Genomic DNA, 19,943 nt, shown 5'->3' with positions numbered 1-19,943 from the left:
GGTCATCATGGATCTTCAGACTCTGTGGTTCTGGATCGTCGCCGCGCTGTTCGTGGGCTACTTCGTCCTCGACGGGTTCGACTTCGGCGTGGGCATGTCCCTCCCGTTCCTCGGCAAGGACGACGTCTCGCGCCGCCAGGTGATCAACACGATCGGCCCGGTGTGGGACCTCAATGAGACCTGGGTGATCGTGGCGGGCGCGTGCCTGTTCGCGTCTTTCCCGGAGTGGTACGCGTCCCTGTTCAGCGGGTTCTATCTCGCGCTGCTGCTCATCCTGCTCGCGCTCATCCTGCGCGGCGTCTCGTTCGAGTACCGTCACCAGCGCGACAGCGCGAAGTGGAAGCGCGGCTTCGACACGATGATCGTGGTCGGCTCGGCGGTCCCCGCGCTCCTCTGGGGCGTCGCATTCGCCAACATCGTGCAGGGCGTGCCGCTGGATGCGGATCACAACTTCACCGGCACGCTGTTCACCCTGCTGAACCCGTACGCTCTGCTCGGCGGCCTCACCACGCTGCTGCTGTTCTTCACCCACGGGGTCACCTTCGTGGCGCTGAAGACGGACGGGCAGCTGCGCACCAGCGCCCAGAAGCTGGCCACGCGGGCCGGGCTCATCTCGATCGTCGTCGCGGCAGCATTCCTGGTGTGGACGGTCATCGCCCACTTCTCGATCGCCGGGCTCGTGCTGTCTGCGGCCGCCGCCGTTTCGCTCATCGCCTCCGTGGTGATGAACCTGCGCGGCCGCGAAGGCTGGGCCTTCGCGTTCGGCGCCGCCACCATCGCGCTCGCGGTGATCGCCCTGTTCGCGTCCCTGTTCCCGAACGTGCTCCCCTCCACGGTCGATCCGCTGACGAACAGCCTCACGATCCAGAACGCGTCGTCCTCGCCGTACACGCTGCAGATCATGAGCTGGGCTGCGCTGATCTTCCTGCCTCTCGTGCTGCTGTACCAGGGCTGGACCTACTGGGTGTTCCGCAAGCGCGTGACCCGCGCGTCCATCGAAGCGGCGGCAGCGCACTGATGCCGGTGCGCCGATGACGGACTCACCCCGCCGGGGACCCGTGGACCCGCGACTGCTGCGCTACGCGCGCAGCAGTCGCGGGTTCCTCGCGCTCGCCGGCGTCATCTCCTTCGCCCAGGCCCTGTGCACCCTCGGCTTCGCCTGGTTTCTCACCTCGGCCATCACCGGCGTCGTCGACCATGGGGTGACTCCGGCTCTCTGGCAGAACCTCGCGCTGCTCGGCGCCGTCGTTCTCGTGCGGGCCCTGCTCGTCTGGGCAGCCGAGCGGACGGCGGCCGGGGCCAGCTCCCGCATCGGCTCCGAGCTGCGCACGGCCATGCTGTCGGCCATCCGGCGGCTCGGGCCCGCGTGGCTCGCACGGCAGAACACGGCGCGTCTGACCGTCACCGCCGGCCACGGCCTCGAAGCCCTCGACGTTTACGTGGGCCGCTTCCTCCCCCAGCTCATCGCCACGGCGATCGTCACGCCGATTCTGCTGGCGGTCATCTGGTGGCAGGACTGGGTGAGCGGGCTCACCGCCACCCTCTGCCTGCCCCTCATCCCGATCTTCATGATCCTGATCGGCTGGGCCACCCAGGCGGTGCAACGCAAGCAGTGGGACACCCTGCAGCACCTCGCGGCCCGTTTCGCCGACACGGTCGAGGGTCTGGGAACCCTCCGGCTCTTCGGTCGCGAGCGCAAAGCCGTCGCGTCCATGGGTGCCATCTCCGACGGGTACCGCCGCGAGACGATGAAGGTGCTGCGGATCACGTTCCTCAGCGGCTTCATGCTCGAGTTCATCGCATCGATCTCGGTGGCCATCATCGCGGTCTCGATCGGGTTGCGCCTCCTCGGCGGCGAGATGACCCTCGCGGTCGGACTGTTCGTGCTGCTGCTCGCGCCCGACACGTTCCTCCCGCTGCGCCAGGTGGGCGTGCAGTTCCATGCCGCAACCGAGGGCGTGGCAGCAGCGAACGACGTGTTCGCCGTGCTGGATCAGGCAGCACGATCCGATGCACACGACATGCCCGCCACGTCCGAACCGCAGAGCGCCCCCGCCATGCCCGGCGCCACCGCCGGTTCCGGGGTGAAACCCCACGACGGTCCTGCCAGACGCGACGCAACCGCAGGCGCCCGGCTCGAGCTCCACGACGTCCGTGTCGACCGGGACGGGCTCCTCCCGCCGGTATCGTTCACGGCGGACCCCGGCACGCTCACCCTCCTGCATGGCCCGTCCGGGGCCGGCAAGTCGAGTCTGCTGGCCGCACTGCGCACCGCCGCCCCTTACGAGGGATCCATCACCGTCGACGGCACGGACATCGTGGACCTGCACCCCACCGCGTGGCTCGCCTGGGCGGGCCAGCGTCCGGGGCTCGTCGCCGGCACGATCGCAGAGAACATCACGCTGGGCGACGACCGGGACGACGAGACGATGGCATGGGCTCTGCGGACCGCCTGCGCGGACGAACTCGACCCCGATCTGCCCCTCGGCGTGCAGGGTGCCGGTCTCTCCGGCGGACAGGCGCAACGCGTCGCCGTGGCCCGTGCCCTCTACCGATTCGGCCGCGGCCACGCCCGCGTCGTGGCCCTGGATGAACCCTCCTCGGCGCTGGATGCCGACACCGAGGCCCGCCTGTGGCACGGACTGCGCGCCGTGGCAGATGCCGGTGCGACGATCCTGCTCGTCTCCCACCGCGCCTCCGCGGAGGCCATCGCGGATCAGTCCATCGAGCTCGATGGCTCGCGACGTGCGGAGATGGACGCGGATGCCGAGGTGTCGCGATGAACGGGGACACGAGCGGAGCCCACGTGCACGCGGAGGGACCGCGATGAACGCGAATGTCAGCGGGCACGCCCGTGAATGCGGAGATATCACGATGAACGCGAGCACCAGCCGAGCCCAGCCCGCGAAGGCGGAGGTGCCACGATGACCCGGAGCACCAGCAGAACCACCCGTGAATCCCGAGATATCACGATGAACGCGAACACCAGCCGAGCCCGCGAAGGCGGAAGCGGATGTGGAGGCGGGGGCGGAGGTGCCACGATGACCCGGAGCACCGGCAGACTCACCCGTCAATCCCGAGATATCACGACGAGCGCGAGCACCAGCCGAGCCCGGCCCGCGAAGGCGGAGGTCCCACGATGACCACGACACGTGATGTGCTCCGCGTCGCCCAGCCACCGCTCCGCCGCTTCCTGCCGGGTGTGCTGTGGGGGCTGGCATCGGCTGCGGCAGCGGTGGCGCTGCTCGCATGCAGCGGATGGCTGATCGTCAGCGCCTCTGTGACAGACACCCTGGTCACCCTCAACGTGGCTATCGTGGGTGTGCGGTTCTTCGCCGTGTCCCGTGCCGTGTTCCGCTACCTGGAACGTCTGACCGGGCACGACGGTGCCCTCCGGCAACTGGCGGCCACGCGCTCGGACCTGATGCGCCGGCTCGTCCCGCTCGCACCGGACGGCATCTCGCGTACCGACCGCGGCTCGGTGCTGTCGACGCTGGTCGACGACGTCGAGGAGCTGCAGAACCTGCCGCTGCGCGTCGTCCAGCCCGTGGTGATCGGATCGCTCACTGCGATCGGCTCGGTGGTCGCGATCTCGATCATCCGTCCCGCAGCGGGCCTCACGTTGGCGCTCTGCCTGATCGCGGCCGCCGTCGCCGCCGTGGGCTGGGGATGGCTCGCCGGCTCGCGGGCGGAACGCCAGATCGCGCCTGCCCGTGCCCGCCTCACCAGCGCGCTCACCGACTACATCGGCAGCTTCGACGTGCTGATCGCATTCGGCGCGGAGGAGAGGGCGCGCGCGGAGGTTCTCGCCGCCGACCGATCGCTGCGACGGCTGGTCACGCGCACGACCAGCGCGCAGGGCGCCTCCTCCGCCGTCCTGTCCGCGCTGGCGGGAATCGCCTCGCTGGCTGCCGTCGCCGTGACGGCCCCGACCATCACCGACCCCGCGTCGGGTGCATGGCTAGCGGTGGTGGCGCTGGTTCCGATGGTGGTCTTCGAGACCTTCGCCACGGTGCCCCTGGCGGCGTCGTCCTGGCGCCGCGTGCACTCGGCAGCCGGGCGCATCGCCTCATTGCTGCCCGCCGAGCTGCCGGCAGAACTCGCTCCGGACCTGCCGGAAGATCCCGAGGCACGCGTCACGATCGGCGCCGGCGTACGGCTTCGTGATGTACGGGCCGGGTGGCCCGACGGCACCGGTCGCGACGTGCTGCGCGGTGTCGATCTGGATGTCGCCCCAGGCGAGCGCGTGCTGGTCACCGGGCCGAGCGGCGCGGGAAAGTCGACGCTCGCCCACGTCCTGGTGCGCTTCCTGGAGGCCCGCGGCGACTTCACCCTGAACGGCCAGGACGTGCACCACATCGCCGGTGCGACGATTCGCCGCACCATCGGCATGAGCGAGCAGCAGCCGCACCTCTTCGACGAGGACATCCGTCAGAACCTGCTCTTCGCGCGCCCCGACGCGACCGACGCGGAACTCGAAGCGGTGCTCAAGCGCGTGGGCCTGGACGAGTGGCTGCGCCAGCGCGGTGGGCTGGATGCGCGGGTCGGTGAGCGCGGCGCCCTCGTCTCCGGCGGCCAGGCACAGCGACTCGCCCTGGCCCGCGCGCTGCTTCACGACGTGGACGTGCTGGTCCTGGATGAGCCGACCGCCGGAGTGGACCCCGCCATGTCCGATGCCCTGCTGAGGGACCTCCTCGGCGCGACGAACGTCGAACGTGAGCGAGCCGTCGTGCTCATCTCCCATGTCACGGTCCCCGACGAGCTCATCGACCGCACGCTGCGACTGGAAGACGGCCGGCTGATTCCGGCGTGATCGGATGCCGCCCGGGCGCTGCGCGAGCAGCGCAAACGCACCCGAGCCGGCCCTCCGTATCGGGCCGCGCCGCGGGCTCTCGATCTCAGTCGAATCGGCGGCCGAAGGCCTGGGAGCCCGGCGCAGACGGCAGGCGGGTGAAGCCCAGGCGGTCGTAGAAGCCGAGGGCGTTCTCATTGCGCGAGGACGCGACGAAATGGAGCCCACGGACACCGCGGCGCCGCAGCTCCGCCTCCATCGCCTCGATCAGACCGCGCCCGAGGCCGCCGCCCTGTCCCTCGGGAAGGATGTCGATGTGCAGGTGGGCCGGATACTCCGCGGCGTACTCGATCGGCACCGTTCCCACGCGCTCGGCGCCGGCCAGCATCGCGGCATCGCGCTCCGCCGCCTCATCACCCGCATAGGTGTCGCGCACCGACGGCCACCACTCATCGTGGAACCAGCGGTTGAACGCCTCGGTATCGTCGGTCGCGATCACGTAGCCGATCGCCCGCCCCGCGCCGTCGTCGATGACGAACGCGAGATCCGGGTGACGCTCGACATAGGGAACGGCGTAGATGTCACCGAGCAGGGAATCGTGGCGGAACAGCCCTTCCGCATTGGCCCCCGAGTCGCCCGTCTTCACGCAGATGTCCGACACCGCGGAGCGGTCCGAAGCGCGATACGGGCGAATGGTGCGAGGAGCAGTCATGTTCTCATCCTTCCAGGACAGGCCGGGTCAGCGTGATCTGCCGGTGGCGCGATTCCTGGACGGCGTGATCGCCGGCGGATTCCCGGGCGAGGGCAGGGCGGTCGGCGTCACGGCGTCAGCATGGCCACCGTACGGGGGCGCACGACGAACCACAGCGCGAGGATCCCGATCACGGCACATCCCACCATCACCGCCGCCATCGTGGTCGGCGTGATTCCGGCGTCGGCGGAGATCAGACCGACCAGCGGCGACACCAGCGCAGCGACGACGTTGTTCGACATTCCCAGAACGCTCGCCGCCGTACCGGCCGCCTTGCCGTGACGATCGAGCGCGAGCACCTGCACGCACGGAAACGTGAAGCCGCACGCGGACATGAAGAAGAACAGCGGAACGATCGTCCCCCACATGCCGAGGTTCAGCATGTCGCATACGACGATGCCGAACCCGCCGAGCAGCATCGCGATGGTGGAGCCGGCCAGCACCCACTGCGGACCGATGCGGGCAGCCAGTCGTGCCGCGATCTGGTTTCCGATCACGAGCCCGACCGAGTTGGCGGCGAACAGCATGCCGTACTGGAGAGGCTCGAAGCCGTAGGTCTGCTGGAAGAGGAAGCTGGACGCGGACAGGTAGGAGAACAGTCCGCTGAACGTCATCGCCCCGATGATCAGGACTCCGACGAACACCCGGTCGCTGAACACGCTCGCGTAGCGCTGCCAGAGCGTGCTGGAGCCCTTCCCCTGTCGACGGGCCGGGGGCAGAGTCTCGGGCAGGAAGAAGATGGAGCAGAGGAACATCAGCACGCCATAGGCTGCGAGGAACACGAAGATCCCCCGCCACGGCATCACCGTGAGCAACGCCGACCCGATCAGCGGTGCAATCACGGGAGCGACTCCGGAGACCAGAGCAAGGCGGGACAGCATGATGACGAGGCGACGGCCACCGAAGAGATCACGCACCATCGCCATGGCCACGACACCACCGGCCGCGGCACCCATGCCCATCACCACGCGGGAGATGCCCAGCGCCACCAGCGACGGTGCGAACACCGCAAACACCGACGCCGCCACATGCAGGGCGGTGACCACGAGCAGCGGAACCCGTCGCCCCACCTTGTCGCTCAGCGGCCCCACGATCAGCTGACCGACTCCGAAGCCGAGCATCGTGCCCGTCAGGGTGAGCTGGATCGCCGTGGCCGGGGCGCTGAACTCGCGCTCCAGCTGCACGAACGCGGGAAGGTAGAGGTCCACCGTGAACGGCCCGAGCGCGGTGAGGGCTCCGAGGAGGATCACGTACAGCACACGGCGTCGAGCGGAGATGGCATCGCCCGGGTGCAGCATGATCGGGGCGGTAGCCGGATTCGAACCCAGCGTGCGGATGGCCGCCGTCGGCGAGGACGGCAGGCGGATCGAGCCGGTCAGCGTGCGAATGGAGCCGGTGGGCGTGCGGGTCTCACCCTCGCGCAGCTCGGAGTCGGAGGGGCCGGGGACAGGGGCGGTGTCAGGTGTCACGGGGGCTTTCGTCGGCAGAATACGGAACGCGGATCACGAGGTGATCCGCGGAGGGACGCCGGACGAATCGAGAGAATCGAATCGATTCAGGAGCGGCCCCTCCACTCTACCCCGCGGGGGCGTCCAACACGAGAGCGCCGGCCGACCGCCCGTCTCCCACGGCCCGCCACCTCAGTGCGGAATGAACAGCGACGATCCGGGAATACATTTGAGGGCATGGATCGTTGGTACCTCGCAGACGGACGATGAGGTCCGATGACAGAAACCATCGATCCGAAAGGCCTCATCTTCATGAGCACCCCCGCCCTCGGCCGCACCGCGGTCACCGACGCCCCGATCCTCGACGTCCTCGCCGAGCGCTGGAGCACGCGCATCTTCGACGCCACCTCGACGATCGACGAGGAGGCCCTCGCCAGCGCACTCGAAGCCGCACGCTGGGCACCCACGGCCGCCAACACGCAGCCGTGGCGGGTGATCGTGGCCCGTCGCGGGTCCGAAGCCCACGCGAAGGTGCTCGGTACCCTCGCCGGCTTCAACAGCGCCTGGGCCGGCGATGCCGCCCTGCTCGTCGTGTTCGTCGCGGAGACCACCCGCGACGGCCAGCCCATGACGTGGGCCCTGTACGACACCGGCCAGGCCGCCGCGCACTTCACCGTGCAGGCGCACGCCAACGGCCTGTCCACCCACCAAATGGGCGGATTCGACCGCGCGGCCATCTCCGCCGCGTTCGATCTGAGCGACGATTTCACGCCGATCTCCGTTATGGCCGTCGGCGAGCTCGGCGACATCCGCCAGGCTTCCGAAGAGCTGCAGCAGCGCGAGAACGCCCCGCGCGAGCGGCGCCCGATCGCTGACACCCTGGTCGTCAACGACTGAGTTCCGGTCGTGCACGACTGAGGTCATGCGCCGCAACGACGATGCCCGCCGAGCCGAGGCTCAGCGGGCATCGTCGTACCAGAGGGCGGTCAGCCCTTCGTCGCACCGGCCAGGAGGCCGCGGACGAAGAAGCGCTGCAGCGCGAAGAACACGATCAGCGGAACGATGATCGAGATGAACGTTCCCGCGGACTGCAGGAACCACCGGTTGCCCCAGGTCCCCGACAGCGAGTTCAGCGCCTGGGTGATCGGCAGAGCACCCGGCGATGCGAAGATCGTCGCGACCAGCAGATCGTTCCAGACCCAGAGGAACTGGAAGATGCCGAACGAGGCGATCGCCGGCATGGCCAGCGGCAGGATGATCCGGAAGAACACCTGACCGTGACCGGCGCCGTCGACCCGCGCCGCCTCGACCACTTCACCCGGAATCTCCGAAATGAAGTTGTGGAGCATGAACGTCGCCAGCGGCAGCGCGAAGATCGCGTGCGCGATCCAGACGCGGGCGAAGGAGTAGTTCACGTCGTTGAGGCCGAAGCCGGGGAAGATCTGCACGCCGTTGAGCGTGAGGCCCTCCGAGAACAGGCTCAAGAGCGGAACCAGGGCCATCTGGAGCGGGACGATCTGCAGCGCGAACACGAACACGAACAGCAGGTTGCGGCCCTTGAAATCGATCCACGCGAACGCATACGCCGCCAGTGACGCGATGACGATCGGGAACACGGTCGCGGGGATCGTGATCGCCAGCGAGTTGACGAAGGCGGAGGCGAGGGTGGTGGACGTTCCACCGGCGGTCAGCGCTTCGACGTAGTTCTGCAGCGTGAACTCCGGGTTCGTGAACACGGTCCACCAACCCGTGGACTGCGTGTCCGCACCGGGGCGGAACGAGGTGACGAACAGACCGAAGGTCGGGATCGTCCAGAAGATCGCGATGATGATCGCCGCGATGGTGGCGCCCTTGGACGTCAGCTTCTTCTGGGCGATCGCCTCGTTGCGGCGAGTGTCGCGAGCGACCTGACGCTTGGTCCGGTTGTCTGCCGTGGTGACGGCCTGCGTGGCACTCATCAGCGGATCTCCCTCTGCTTGCGCATGGATCGGGCGTTGTAGATGATCAACGGCAGCACGAACAGGAACAGCACCACGGCCAGCGCCGACGAGTGTCCGTAGCTCTGGAAGCGCTGCTGCTGGTTGACCATCTCGAAGCCCAGCACGGTGGTGTCGTCTCGTCCGCCGGTCATCACGGCCACGATGTCGTACACCTTCAGCGAGGCGATCGTCACTGTGGTGAGCACCACGATCAGCGACGAGCGGATACCGGGGACGGTCACGTTGGTGAAACGCTGCCATGCGTTCGTGCCGTCCAGCTGAGCGGCCTCCAGCTGCTCGGTCGGAACGGCCTTGATGGCGGCGGACAGGATGACCATCGCGAAGCCGGTCTGCGTCCAGATGAAGACGATGAGCAGCATCAGGGTATTGACCAGAGGCTTGACCGCCAGCCAGTTCACCGGGTCCCCGCCGAACATCGTCACGATCGCGTTGAGCAGACCGAGCTGGTCGCCCTGGCGGTAGTCGTACATGAACTTCCAGATGATGCCCGCACCCACGAAGGAGATGGCGACGGGCATGAACACCAGGACCTTCAGCACCTTCTCGCCGCGGGCACGGTCGATGAAGACGGCGTAGGCCAGTCCGATGACCACCGAGATGGTGGGAGCGAGCACGGCCCAGATCAGGGTGTTGACCACCGAGACCCACCCGGCCGAGTTCGTGAAGACCCAGACGTAGTTGTCGAACCCGACGAAGGAGTCGCCCTTCTTGTCGAAGAACGACTTGAAGAACGTCGAGATGGCCGGGTAGATGAGGCCGAGCACCAGCATCAGCGCGGCCGGCGTCATGAAGAGGATCAGCTGGAACAGGTAGCCGGCGCCCTGACGCGAGCGGTAGTCGGCGAAGAACAGCAGCGCCCCGGCGAGCAGGGCGATCGCGACGACGTAGAGCACCGCGTTCGAGTACGGGCGCAGGAGCATGAAGCCGAGCACGGGGATCGCGAGGCAGGCGATCAGACGCATGACCAGGTAGCCCCGCCCGGGACGAGGGGCGAACTCGATCAGCACGAGCACGATCGCGACCACCACGCCGAAGATCACGAGGATGATCGGGATCTGCAGGAGCGGGTGGAGCCCGCCCATCCAGACGAACAGCTGGTTGAGCGAGAAGCCGAGGGAGATCCGCTGGGGATCCTCCACGGGTGCGCTGAAGATCAGCAGCAGGAAGAGCGCAACGATGACGGCGAAACCGATGACGACGAGGGTGCGGGTGAGCGCGCGCCCCTTCGCGTCGGTCCCGTGCGTCGTCGTCGGCGGACTGACGGCGGTCTGCTGGGACATGGAGACCCCTTCTGAGTGCTGCGGTGCACTCGGTCGGTGCCGATAGATGCGGGGCCGGTTCCCGAAGGACCCGACCCCGCATCCGATCAGCGGGTTGCGATCAGATTAGTTCTCGTAACCGGCCTGGATGTCACTCAGCACCGTCTTGGTGTCCTTGCCGTCGATCCAGTCGACCATTCCCTTCCAGAACGAGCCGGAGCCCACGGTGGAGGGCATCAGGTCGGAGGCGTCGAAACGGAAGACCGTGCTGTCGTCCTGCATGATCTTCATCGCGTCCTGCAGGAACTCGCTGGAGGCCAGCGACGGATCGGCGTTCTTGTTCGCGGAGATCACACCACCGAGCTTGACGCGGGCGTCGGCGAACTCGGGCGATGCCATGAACTCGAGCACCTTCTGGGTGGACTCGTCGTCGGAGAAGCCGGCGACGAACTCGCCGCCACCCTCAACCTGGAGCGCACCGTCGGTCATGCCCGGCATGATGAACGCGTAGACGTCACCATCGGGGGCGACGGTCGGGGTCTCGCCCGCGGCGTTCTTCACGTCGAGGAAGTTGGCCGACAGGAACGACGCCTGGTGCGTCAGAGCGCACGAGCCGTCGGCCACCTTCGCGGCAACATCGGCGAATGCGGTGGAGTTGATGCTCTTGACGTCGCCGAAGCCGGCGTTGACGTAGTTCGGGTCCTTGAGGATGGTGCCCACCGCGTCGAACGCCTTCTCGATCTCCGGATCGGTGAACTTCACGTCACCGGCGACCCACTTGTCGTAGACGTCAGGACCGGCCTGGCGAAGCACGAGGTCCTCGATCCAGTCGGTGCCCGGCCATCCCGATGCGTCGCCCGAGGCGAAGCCGGCGCACCACGGTGCGGTGCTGGTCTTCTCCTGGATGGTCTTGGTGAGCGTCATCATCTCGTCCCACGTCTTCGGGACCTCGACACCCCACTCCTTGAACTTCGCCGGCGAGTACCAGACGTAGCCCTTCAGGTTCGCGAGCATCGGCGCCGCGTAGAACGTGTCGTCGAACGTGCCGTAGTTCTTCCAGTCCTTCGACCAGTTCTCATCGACGGCCTTCGAGACGGCCTCGGGAGCCGGCTGGACCTTGCCCGTCTCGACGAGGGTCTTCAGCAGACCGGGCTGCGGGACGATGGCGATGTCGGGTGCATCGCCACCGGTCACCTTCGTGACGATGTTGCCCTCGAAGCTCTTGTCACCGGTGTACTCCACCGTGATGCCGGTGTCCTTGGTGAACTGCTCGAAAGATGCGTTGAGGTCGTCGGCTTCCGTGCCGGTGATGCCGCCTGAGATGCGGACGGTCTTGGTCGAGCCGCCGTCTCCGCTGCCACCGGTGCTGCCACCGGTGCCGCCGTCGCTCTCGGCACAGCCCGCGAGTGCGAGACCGAGGATGCCTGCGAAGGCCAGGGGTGCAAGCACCCGACGTCGCTGAGACATGCCCATTCGTTCCTCCTTTGGATCGCGCGGGGAGCCCTTCCTCGCGCTCGGGTTCAATCAGGAACCGCTTCCAGGCGAACGTAGTCGGTTGCGGCTCGGATCACAACATTTGGGAAGTCACAACTCGATAACCCCACGATCCGCGCCGCGGGAGCGCTCCCAAACCCGAATCGACACACCCGAGACACGAAACCGCACTCACAACCGGTTCCACATCCGTGGGGGTATGAATTACAGTTGACCGACACGGGGCCAGGACGACGGTCGGCAAGCGCAGAACACGGAGGGCGTTCGATGAGTGGAATCGCCGAGGTGGCACGCCGCGCTGGTGTGTCGAAATCGACGGCCAGTCGCGCACTGAGCGGTCGTGGTTACGTGTCCCCCGCCACCCAGGAGCGCGTGCAGGAGGCCGCGAACGCGCTCGGATACGTACCGTCCACGAACGCGGTCAGCCTCGCCACCGGACGCACCCAGACGATCGGCGTGATCGTGCCGCACGCGAATCACTGGTTCTTCGGCGAGGTGCTGGAGGGAATCCAGCGGGCGCTCATGGAGCGCGGGTTCGATCTCGCCCTCTACTCCGCGCAGCCCGGAAGCCTGGAACGCTCCCATGTGTTCGAGACATACCTCGGACGGAGCCGCTTCGACGGATTGATCACCGTGGGCATCGAACCCGATCAGCAGGAGCTGGAGCGCATCGCCGCGCTCGGCAAGCCCTTCGTCTCGATCGGCAGCTACGACATCGGAAACAGCGCGGTCTCCATCGACGATGCCGCCTCCGCCCGTATCGCCACCGAGCATCTGCTGGCCCTCGGCCACACGGACATCGTCTTCCTGGGTGGCGAGGCGAACATGGCCTGGCCGAGTTTCGGTGACGCCCACCGCGTCACCGGGTACGCCTCGGCCATGCGCGAAGCGGGCCTGGAGAGCGCCATCAGGCTGGCGCCATGCGGGGTGTCCATGCCCGCAGGCTACGACGCGGCCGTGGATCTGCTGAGCAATGCGCGCACCCGGCCGACGGCCATCGTCGCCGTGGCCGACGAGGTGGCCATCGGAGCCATCATCGCGGCGCGCCGCATGGGCATCTCGGTGCCGGCTCAGCTCAGCGTGGTGGGCATCGACGACCACGAGAACGCCGAGATGTTCGCCCTCACCACCCTGCGCCAGAACCCCCGCGAGCAGGCGGCACTGGCGGTCGAACTGCTCGAGGAGCACATCGACAGTCCCGACGCTCCCCCGCGGCGCATCTGGGCCCCCACCCGTTTCGTGATCCGCAACTCCACCGCCGCCCCCACCGAGCGCTGACCCACCGACCGAGTCACGCCCGGTCGATACTCCACGCGCCCGAGTCACGCGCGTGAGCACGACGAAGGCCCCCGGGGCGAACCCGGGGGCCTTCGGAGAACGGTATGCCGGCGAGCCGGCGAGCGTTCGGGAAATTACTTGACGGTGACCGTCGCGCCAGCCTCTTCGAGGGCAGCCTTGGCCTTCTCAGCGGCCTCCTTGTTGGCGCCCTCAAGGACAGCCTTCGGAGCGCCGTCGACGACAGCCTTGGCCTCACCCAGGCCGAGCGAGGTGAGCTCGCGGACGACCTTGATGACCTGGATCTTCTTGTCGCCAGCAGCCTCGAGGATGACGTCGAAGGAGTCCTTCTCCTCTTCCTCGGCGGCAGCAGCGCCTGCACCCGCGGCGCCGGCAACGGCGACCGGAGCAGCAGCGGTGACGTCGAACTTCTCCTCGAACGCCTTCACGAACTCGCTGAGCTCGATGAGCGTGAGGCCCTCGAACTGCTCGAGCAGCTCTTCGGTGGTGAGCTTCGCCATGATGTATCTCCTACTGAGTGTTTGTGGTTTGTGAAAGAGAGCGAGGACCGCTTACGCGGCCTGAGCGCCCTCGAGCTTCTCGCGAAGAGCGTCGATGGTGGCGGCAGCCTTGCCCATCGTCGCCTTCATCATTCCCGCTGCCTTCGCCAGCAGAACCTCACGGCTCTCCAGCGACGCGTACTTCTCGACCTCGGCAGCGCTGAGGGTGTTGCCCTCGAAGACGCCGCCCTTGATCACGAGAAGCGGGTTGGCCTTGGCGAAGTCACGCAGAGCCTTCGCGGTGGCGACGAAGTCGCCGTGCACGAATGCCACGGCCGACGGACCCTTGAGGTCGTCGTCCAGAGCGGTGATCCCTGCGTTGTTGGCAGCGATCTTGGTCAGCGTGTTCTTCACCACGGCGTACTGCGCGTCCTGACGGATGCTGTTGCGCAGCTGCTTGAGCTGGGCAACCGTCAGACCGCGGTACTCGGTCAGCAGGACGGCGTTCGAGTTCTCGAAGTTCTTCGTGAGCTCGGCGACCGATGCATCCTTCTGCGCCATGGTCACTCCTTGATGTGCTTGTGACATCACGCGGGTGCGTGGTGTCCGCCTCGACCGCCCGCAGTGCAAACAAAAACGCTCCGGCGCAAGCGCACGGAGCGTGATCCCAGAGGGAGAGTCTCTATGACACCTGCGCGGGCCCCTGCTTTCGCAGTGCTTCGATCCTCGAGAGGACGACCGGCGGTCTTCGGCTCCGACAACTCTAACAGCGCACGAGACAGTCGCCAAATCCGCGAGCGGCGAGGGGCACGGCATCGCTGCCGCGCCCCTCGCCGCTGTCGCCCTCGTTCAGGACGATCTACTGGTTGCTGAACGCGGCGTCGAAGGATGCCGTCGGCTGCGGCCACAGCAGGGAGCGGACGAACCCGACCGCTTCGGCGGCGCCGTGCAGGCGGTCCATTCCGGCGTCCTCCCACTCGATGGAGATCGGTCCGGTGTACCCGATCGCGTCGAGAGCACGGAAGGAGTCCTCCCACGGCACATCGCCGTGACCCGTCGAGACGAAGTCCCACCCGCGGCGCGGGTCGCCCCATGGCAGGTGCGAGCCGAGGACGCCGGCGCGGCCGTTGTGCGGGCGAAGACGCGTGTCCTTGCAGTCGACGTGATAGATGCGGTCCTGGAAGTCCCAGATGAACCCGACGGGGTCGATGTTCTGCCACATCATGTGACTCGGGTCCCAGTTGAAACCGAACGCCGCGCGGCGGTCGATCGCCTCCAGCGCACGCACGCTGCTCCAGTAGTCATACGCGATCTCACTCGGATGGACCTCGTGGGCGAAGCGCACCCCCTCGGAGTCGAACACGTCGAGGATCGGGTTCCATCTCTTCGCGAAGTCCTCGAATCCCGCATCGATCACGTCCTGGCCCACAGGCGGGAACATTGCGACGTACGGCCAGATGGACGACCCGGTGAAGCCCACCACGGTGTCCACGCCGAGCTTGCGCGCGACGCGAGCCGAGCGCTTCATGTCCTCGGCGGCCCGCTGGCGCACGCCTTCGGCATCGCCGTCGCCCCAGACGTAGTCACGCAGGATCGCCTGATGGCGGAAGTCGATGGGCGCATCGCAGACGGCCTGCCCCGCCAGGTGGTTCGAGATCGCGAAGACCTGCAGTCCGTGGCGGTCGAGGATCTCCTTTCGGCTCGCGACGTAGTCGTCGTCCTCATCGGCACGCTTCAGGTCGAGGTGATCGCCGGATGCGGCGATCTCCAGCCCGTCATAGCCCCAGGACGCAGCCAGCCGCGCCACCTCTTCGAAGGGCAGGTCCGCCCACTGGCCGGTGAACAGGGTTACGGGATGCTCAGCCATGCTGTGTCTCCTTCTCGTCGACGTCGGGGATGCTCACCCAGGCGCGGGTGAGCGCGGATTCCAGGACCGCAGCGGTGACACGCGCGGCGCGTAGACCATCGCGGAATGTGGGCAATGCATCAGAGGCCGCACCGCGCACGCCCGCGTAGGCATCGGCCACGAAGGCGGTGAACGCGTCCTGATAGCCCATCGGATGTCCGGCCGGCACGAGGGAGAGCCCGTCATCGCCCGGCCCCTCCGGGTCCCGCAGCACCAGCCGCGAGCCCGTGAGCGCGCCGATCCACAGCTCCTCCGGGCGTTCCTGGGCGAAGCGCACCGACCGCTCGGTCCCGTGCACCTCCAGGGTGAGGCCGTTCTTGCGCCCCGGCGCCATCTGCGACACGAGGAGCGTGGCCAGGGCACCGTTGTCGAGTTCGGCCACCACGGCCACCAGATCCTCGGTGGTCACCGGCTGGCCGCCGCGCTCAGGGAACACCGTGCGGGTCCGGGCGGACACGGCCCGAATGCGCCGGCCGGTCACGAACTCCAGCAGATCGCACAGATGGGAACCGATGTCCGCGAATGCACGCGAGGCGCCGCCGGCCGCGGAGTCCACCCGCCAGTTGGAGTCGGTCTCCCGCAGCAGCCAGTCCTGCAAGTACGCGCCCTCGATGCTCAGTACTGTGCCGACCACCCCGGAGCGCACCAGCTCCCGGGCATGACGCACCTGCGGGTGGTAGCGGTAGACGAACGGAACCGCACCGGCGACTCCTGCGGCATCCGCCGCGTCCACCACCGCGAGCGCGTCGGAGACGGTGGTGGCCAGCGGCTTCTCGCAGATGACATGGCGGCCTGCGGCGAGCAGCGCGATGGTCTGCGCGGCGTGGTCGCGGTTCGGGGTGCACACGTGCACGATGTCGCTCAGTTCGGCGACCTCCGTCACGTCGGCCACCCCTCTCTCGATGCCCAGCTCGGCCGCGGCCGCCACCCCGCGTTCCGGAGTGGAGCTGGCCAGAGCCACCAGCCGCGCGCGAGCGGCTCGAGCGGCACGGGAGTGCACGGCGGCCATGAAGCCACCGCCGAGGAATCCGGCGCGCAGCGCGGCCGGCGCCTGATCGGTTGTCTCGCTCATGAGCACGTCCTACAGGGTCGCCGCGAACGGGTCGCGATCTTCCGGCACGAAGGGGATGTCCCCCACGGTGCTCTCCACCGTGACGAACTCACCCGATGCGACCGACTCCTCGATCGCGGTGAGGGTGTCGAAGACGTGGTAGCCGATCTCCCCGGTGGCGATGTGGGCCGTGCCACCACGGATCGCCCGCGCCATGTCCAGCACCCCCAGTCCGCGCCCGGACTCGATGCCCACCGGCGCGAGCGTCTCGTACTGGGGCCCGTCGCCCATCCGGTCGATCGATGGTGCGCGCGTGATCTGCACGTCGCCACCGAACGTGTTCGGGTCGGGAATGATGAGGGTGCCCTCCGTGCCGGTGATCTCCACCACACCGGTGCGTGCGAGGGGCGAGTCGAAGCTGAACACGCTCTGGGACTGCTGCCCCGACTCGAACCGCGCGATGGCCTGCACGAGGGTGGGAACCTCGACCGGGAACTCCTCACCGGAGCGGGGACCGACCTGGACAGTGCGACTCTCGCGACCTCGCAGCCCCACCGCGGCAACGGCGTCGACCGATCCGAACAGGTGCACCAGCGCCGTGATGTAATACGGCCCCATGTCGATGAGGGGCCCGGCGCCGCGGGCGAACAGGAAGTCCGGGTTCGGGTGGAAGATGTCCGGGCCGATGTACTGCATCGCGGTCTGCGCGGCCAGCGGGACACCGATGTCACCGCGGGCGATGGCGCGGCGAGCGGTCTGCAGGCCGGGGCCGAGCACGGTGTCCGGAGCGATGCCCACACGCACACCAGCGGCTTCGGCCGCGGCGAGCATCGCCTTCGCCTCGTCACGGTTCACGCCGATCGGCTTCTCGCTCCAGACGTGCTTGCCCGCGGCGATGGCCGCCAGCGACACCGGGACATGCGCCTGCGGAATGGTCAGGTTCAGGACGAGGTCGACGTCCGGATGCGCGAGCACCGCATCCGGGTCCCCGCTCTCGGCGACGCCGTACTTCTCCGCCTGCGCGGCGGCCCGCTCCGTGTCCAGATCGCCGATGATGACGACACGCACGTCGGGGAACTGCGTCAGGTTGGTGAGGTACTGATCGCTGATCATGCCGGCCCCGATGAAGCCGATGCCGAAGGGAGCGGTCATCGCACGCCCGCCTCACGCAGGAAGGCGGCGCTGTCGTCGATCGCGCCGAACAGGTCGCCGTCGTAGGTGTCGAATTCCACCACCGCGAACTCCGCGGCCGGCGCAGCGGCGAGCACCTCGCGCAGCGGCACCTCGCCCGTTCCCGCGATGCGCTGCTGGAGCGTGACCGACGACGGGTCAGCGGCGCGGAACGGGTCCTCACCGAGGATGCCGTCCTTCATGTGGAGCAGGCGCACGCGGTCGCCGAGACGACGCAGCAGCGCGGGAACGTCCTGACCGCCGATGGCGGCCCAGTACACGTCGATCTCGAGCACGATGCGCGGGTCCAGCAGCGCGGCGAAGGCCTCCAGCGCGCTCACGCCGTCGAAGGAGGCGATGAACTCCTGCGAGTGGTTGTGATAGCCCAGCCGAATGCCCCGCGCCTCGGCGGCGTCGACGTAGCTGTTGAGCCGGTCGGCTGTGGCACGGATCTCCTCGATTCCCTGCCAGCGGTCCGGAGCAACCATCGGGTCGATCAGAGTGGTCACCCCGAGTGTCTCGGCCTCATCCAGCACCTGGGCGAACGGCGGGTTCACGATCACCGTCTCCCCATAGCGGACCTCGTCCGTGAGGAAGCCGGCGTGGGCGCTGGGAGACACCACGCCGGCGGCGTCGAAGGCTGCTCGCAGTTCGGCGGCACGGCCCACGAAACCGAAGGCCTCCACGTTGCGGAATCCGGACTCGGCCAGCCGCGCCAGCGTTCCGGGGGTGTCTTCAGCGAGCGCGTCGCGCACCGTATAGAGCTGGACCGAGAGTTCCGGTGTGGACATGAGGGCCTTCCTCGTCGTCGAGAAGCGGTCGTCGAATTCGACCTGCGGTTGGATTTGGGATCATCGTAGTCTCAAAACTCGACCAGCGGTAGAGTTTCCGTCATGGCTGGCACCGCACGCGGACCTTACGCGAAGACCGAGCAGTTCCGACTCGACGTCCTCGACGCCGCGCTGCGCATCCTGGCCGAGCGCGGCTTCGATGCCACCACGCTGCAACTGATCGCCGACGAGGTCGGTCGATCGAAGGCGGGGCTGCTGCACCACTTCGGCTCCCGCGAGGCCCTGATGCTGGCGATCGTGCGACACCGAGACGCCGTCAACCGTCGCGCCTTCCCCGCCGGGGCCGGCGACGACTTCACGGCGACGCTCGAACTCGTGACGCACAACACCACCGTGCCGGGGCTGGTGGCTCTGTTCAGCATCACGGCGGCGCTCGCCGCCGGGGATCCCGACGACACCGATCGGCGGGCCTACTTCCGCGAGCGCTACGAACGAAACCGCGGTGGCTTCACCCGGCGCCTCACCGAGGCACAGGCGGCCGGCACGGTGCGCGACGACATCCCCGCCGCCGACATCGCGAGTCTCCTGCTCGCCGCGATGGACGGGCTCCAGATCCAGTGGCTCCTGGACGATCGCATCGACATGGCCGCACACCTGTCCTCCTTCATCCGCCTCCTCCAACCCGCCGGCGCCTGAGTCCCCGTCCGCGCGGTCCTGACGCGCCGAGGCGGCTGGTCGGCAGAGTCCGTGGCGGGGCGTAGCCTCGAAGGGTGACTCCGGAACTTCAGGCGCGCATCATCGCGGACTCCCGCGACCGCGTCGGCTGGCTCCGCGCGCGCTCGCGAGGCATCACGGCCACGGATGTCGCCACGCTCACCAGCGAACGATCGATCGCACGCGCCGCGGATGCGAAGCTCGGCGGATCGCGCTTCGGCGGCAACGCGTACACCGACCACGGCCGGCGTCGCGAGCCGGAGATCGCAGCCTGGGTCGCGGCGACGCACGGCATCTCCCCCTCCAGCGCGCTGTTCTGCGCAGAGGTGGAGAAGCGTCATCTGGCCACGCCCGACGGGATCGGACTGGACGAGTCCGGGGCCGTGGTGCTGGCGGAGATCAAGACGACCAACAAGTCGTGGAACTCCATCCCCCGCAACTACCTCCGGCAGGTGTGGTGGCAGCAACACGTGCTGGGCGCCGAGCGCACGCTCTTCTGCTGGGAAGAGCACGAAGGGTTCGTGCCACTGCACGACGAGCCTCGCGCCGTGTGGATCGATCGCGACGACCGCGAGATCGCCAAACTCGTCCGCCTCGCCACGGGACTGATCGACGAGCTGCATCGCCGGACCCACCCCGACACCACCCTGCTTCCCCCGCGGCCGACCGCCGCCACGCCGCGTCAGACGCCGCGCGAGCGCGACATCTTCCGCGCCCTCGCGCTCACGGACTGACGCGGGAAAACCCCGCGTCCGAGAAGCCCAGCGAACGCGGGGCTTCTCGGACGCGCTC

General features: G+C 68.0%; 18 protein-coding genes. 7 read left to right on the top strand and 11 right to left on the bottom strand.

What is annotated here, in order from left to right; translation table 11 throughout:
• Positions 1 to 7: 7 nt before the first annotated feature.
• The 3 genes from cydB to cydC all read left to right on the top strand — a co-directional run bounded on the left by cydB (position 8) and on the right by cydC (position 4,813).
• Positions 8 to 1,018 carry a cytochrome d ubiquinol oxidase subunit II gene (cydB, locus tag LQ566_RS11210; RefSeq protein ID WP_231091786.1) on the top strand — a complete coding sequence of 337 codons (1,011 nt, stop codon included), beginning with the start codon at positions 8 to 10 and terminating at the stop codon, positions 1,016 to 1,018.
• Between the two features lie 13 nt (positions 1,019 to 1,031).
• Positions 1,032 to 2,783: a thiol reductant ABC exporter subunit CydD gene (cydD, locus tag LQ566_RS11205; protein WP_231091785.1), complete on the top strand. Its 1,752-nt coding sequence runs from the start codon at positions 1,032 to 1,034 to the stop codon at positions 2,781 to 2,783.
• Positions 2,784 to 3,139: 356 nt separating this feature from the next.
• A complete protein-coding gene (gene cydC, locus LQ566_RS11200; RefSeq protein ID WP_231091784.1) occupies positions 3,140 to 4,813 on the top strand; it encodes a thiol reductant ABC exporter subunit CydC in 1,674 nt (557 codons plus the stop codon).
• Positions 4,814 to 4,898: 85 nt separating this feature from the next.
• Here cydC and LQ566_RS11195 read toward each other — a convergent pair whose 3' ends face one another.
• Both LQ566_RS11195 and LQ566_RS11190 read right to left on the bottom strand, forming a co-directional pair.
• The gene (locus LQ566_RS11195) at positions 4,899 to 5,504 is read right to left on the bottom strand and encodes a GNAT family N-acetyltransferase (protein WP_231091783.1); all 606 of its coding nucleotides are present in this window, start codon (positions 5,502 to 5,504) and stop codon (positions 4,899 to 4,901) included.
• A 107-nt stretch (positions 5,505 to 5,611) separates the two neighbouring features.
• Entirely contained in the window at positions 5,612 to 6,841 is a 1,230-nt protein-coding gene (locus LQ566_RS11190) for a multidrug effflux MFS transporter (protein WP_231091886.1), read from the bottom strand.
• 462 nt (positions 6,842 to 7,303) lie between these two features.
• Here LQ566_RS11190 and LQ566_RS11185 point away from each other — a divergent pair, with 462 nt between their 5' ends.
• Complete coding sequence (locus LQ566_RS11185) at positions 7,304 to 7,888, top strand: nitroreductase family protein (protein ID WP_231091885.1); 585 nt, start codon at positions 7,304 to 7,306, stop codon at positions 7,886 to 7,888.
• 89 nt (positions 7,889 to 7,977) lie between these two features.
• Here LQ566_RS11185 and LQ566_RS11180 read toward each other — a convergent pair whose 3' ends face one another.
• From LQ566_RS11180 to LQ566_RS11170, 3 genes are all read right to left on the bottom strand, one after another.
• Positions 7,978 to 8,949 (bottom strand): carbohydrate ABC transporter permease, encoded by a 972-nt coding sequence (locus LQ566_RS11180; protein WP_231091782.1) that lies wholly within the window; start codon positions 8,947 to 8,949, stop codon positions 7,978 to 7,980.
• Complete coding sequence (locus LQ566_RS11175; protein ID WP_231091781.1) at positions 8,949 to 10,271, bottom strand: carbohydrate ABC transporter permease; 1,323 nt, start codon at positions 10,269 to 10,271, stop codon at positions 8,949 to 8,951. The genes LQ566_RS11180 and LQ566_RS11175 overlap by 1 nt, the downstream gene beginning before the upstream one ends.
• Before the next feature lie 105 nt (positions 10,272 to 10,376).
• On the bottom strand, positions 10,377 to 11,723 hold the full coding sequence (locus LQ566_RS11170; protein ID WP_231091780.1) for an ABC transporter substrate-binding protein: 1,347 nt from the start codon (positions 11,721 to 11,723) through the stop codon (positions 10,377 to 10,379).
• 288 nt (positions 11,724 to 12,011) lie between these two features.
• Between LQ566_RS11170 and LQ566_RS11165 the strand changes: the two genes are divergently transcribed.
• A complete protein-coding gene (locus LQ566_RS11165) occupies positions 12,012 to 13,022 on the top strand; it encodes a LacI family DNA-binding transcriptional regulator (RefSeq protein WP_231091779.1) in 1,011 nt (336 codons plus the stop codon).
• Positions 13,023 to 13,156: 134 nt separating this feature from the next.
• Here the strand turns inward: LQ566_RS11165 and rplL are convergent, their stop codons facing one another.
• From rplL to LQ566_RS11135, 6 genes are all read right to left on the bottom strand, one after another.
• Positions 13,157 to 13,540, bottom strand: a complete 384-nt coding sequence (gene rplL, locus LQ566_RS11160; protein WP_231091778.1) for a 50S ribosomal protein L7/L12 — start codon at positions 13,538 to 13,540, stop codon at positions 13,157 to 13,159.
• A gap of 51 nt (positions 13,541 to 13,591) precedes the next feature.
• Positions 13,592 to 14,080: a 50S ribosomal protein L10 gene (gene rplJ, locus LQ566_RS11155; RefSeq protein ID WP_231091777.1), complete on the bottom strand. Its 489-nt coding sequence runs from the start codon at positions 14,078 to 14,080 to the stop codon at positions 13,592 to 13,594.
• 298 nt (positions 14,081 to 14,378) lie between these two features.
• Positions 14,379 to 15,386, bottom strand: a complete 1,008-nt coding sequence (locus LQ566_RS11150; RefSeq protein WP_231091776.1) for a sugar phosphate isomerase/epimerase family protein — start codon at positions 15,384 to 15,386, stop codon at positions 14,379 to 14,381.
• A complete protein-coding gene (locus LQ566_RS11145) occupies positions 15,379 to 16,497 on the bottom strand; it encodes a Gfo/Idh/MocA family protein (RefSeq protein ID WP_231091775.1) in 1,119 nt (372 codons plus the stop codon). Before LQ566_RS11145 ends, LQ566_RS11150 begins: the two co-directional genes overlap by 8 nt.
• A gap of 9 nt (positions 16,498 to 16,506) precedes the next feature.
• A complete protein-coding gene (locus LQ566_RS11140) occupies positions 16,507 to 17,628 on the bottom strand; it encodes a Gfo/Idh/MocA family protein (protein ID WP_231091774.1) in 1,122 nt (373 codons plus the stop codon).
• Complete coding sequence (locus LQ566_RS11135) at positions 17,625 to 18,437, bottom strand: sugar phosphate isomerase/epimerase family protein (protein ID WP_231091773.1); 813 nt, start codon at positions 18,435 to 18,437, stop codon at positions 17,625 to 17,627. Before LQ566_RS11135 ends, LQ566_RS11140 begins: the two co-directional genes overlap by 4 nt.
• Before the next feature lie 102 nt (positions 18,438 to 18,539).
• On the opposite strand from LQ566_RS11135, the gene LQ566_RS11130 reads away from it, so the two are divergent.
• On the top strand, positions 18,540 to 19,133 hold the full coding sequence (locus LQ566_RS11130) for a TetR family transcriptional regulator (protein ID WP_231091772.1): 594 nt from the start codon (positions 18,540 to 18,542) through the stop codon (positions 19,131 to 19,133).
• A gap of 74 nt (positions 19,134 to 19,207) precedes the next feature.
• The gene (locus LQ566_RS11125; RefSeq protein ID WP_231091771.1) at positions 19,208 to 19,885 is read left to right on the top strand and encodes a YqaJ viral recombinase family protein; all 678 of its coding nucleotides are present in this window, start codon (positions 19,208 to 19,210) and stop codon (positions 19,883 to 19,885) included.
• Positions 19,886 to 19,943 lie beyond the last annotated feature (58 nt).

It is taken from the genome of Microbacterium nymphoidis, from assembly GCF_021044885.1.
GTDB classification, from domain to species: domain Bacteria; phylum Actinomycetota; class Actinomycetes; order Actinomycetales; family Microbacteriaceae; genus Microbacterium; species Microbacterium nymphoidis.
This window is presented reverse-complemented; position numbering and strand designations above follow the sequence as displayed.

What these genes read in the sequence shown, in the direction of transcription:
- LQ566_RS11145 (WP_231091775.1), bottom strand. Translation starts at nt 16,497, where the DNA reads ATGAGCGAGACAACCGATCAGGCGCCGGCCGCGCTGCGCGCCGGATTC.
- LQ566_RS11185 (WP_231091885.1), top strand. Translation starts at nt 7,304, where the DNA reads ATGAGCACCCCCGCCCTCGGCCGCACCGCGGTCACCGACGCCCCGATC.
- cydB (WP_231091786.1), top strand. Translation starts at nt 8, where the DNA reads ATGGATCTTCAGACTCTGTGGTTCTGGATCGTCGCCGCGCTGTTCGTG.
- LQ566_RS11175 (WP_231091781.1), bottom strand. Translation starts at nt 10,271, where the DNA reads ATGTCCCAGCAGACCGCCGTCAGTCCGCCGACGACGACGCACGGGACC.
- rplJ (WP_231091777.1), bottom strand. Translation starts at nt 14,080, where the DNA reads ATGGCGCAGAAGGATGCATCGGTCGCCGAGCTCACGAAGAACTTCGAG.
- LQ566_RS11195 (WP_231091783.1), bottom strand. Translation starts at nt 5,504, where the DNA reads ATGACTGCTCCTCGCACCATTCGCCCGTATCGCGCTTCGGACCGCTCC.
- LQ566_RS11135 (WP_231091773.1), bottom strand. Translation starts at nt 18,437, where the DNA reads ATGTCCACACCGGAACTCTCGGTCCAGCTCTATACGGTGCGCGACGCG.
- LQ566_RS11190 (WP_231091886.1), bottom strand. Translation starts at nt 6,841, where the DNA reads ATGCTGCACCCGGGCGATGCCATCTCCGCTCGACGCCGTGTGCTGTAC.
- LQ566_RS11170 (WP_231091780.1), bottom strand. Translation starts at nt 11,723, where the DNA reads ATGGGCATGTCTCAGCGACGTCGGGTGCTTGCACCCCTGGCCTTCGCA.
- LQ566_RS11150 (WP_231091776.1), bottom strand. Translation starts at nt 15,386, where the DNA reads ATGGCTGAGCATCCCGTAACCCTGTTCACCGGCCAGTGGGCGGACCTG.
- rplL (WP_231091778.1), bottom strand. Translation starts at nt 13,540, where the DNA reads ATGGCGAAGCTCACCACCGAAGAGCTGCTCGAGCAGTTCGAGGGCCTC.
- LQ566_RS11165 (WP_231091779.1), top strand. Translation starts at nt 12,012, where the DNA reads ATGAGTGGAATCGCCGAGGTGGCACGCCGCGCTGGTGTGTCGAAATCG.
- cydC (WP_231091784.1), top strand. Translation starts at nt 3,140, where the DNA reads ATGACCACGACACGTGATGTGCTCCGCGTCGCCCAGCCACCGCTCCGC.
- LQ566_RS11140 (WP_231091774.1), bottom strand. Translation starts at nt 17,628, where the DNA reads ATGACCGCTCCCTTCGGCATCGGCTTCATCGGGGCCGGCATGATCAGC.
- LQ566_RS11180 (WP_231091782.1), bottom strand. Translation starts at nt 8,949, where the DNA reads ATGAGTGCCACGCAGGCCGTCACCACGGCAGACAACCGGACCAAGCGT.
- LQ566_RS11130 (WP_231091772.1), top strand. Translation starts at nt 18,540, where the DNA reads ATGGCTGGCACCGCACGCGGACCTTACGCGAAGACCGAGCAGTTCCGA.
- cydD (WP_231091785.1), top strand. Translation starts at nt 1,032, where the DNA reads ATGACGGACTCACCCCGCCGGGGACCCGTGGACCCGCGACTGCTGCGC.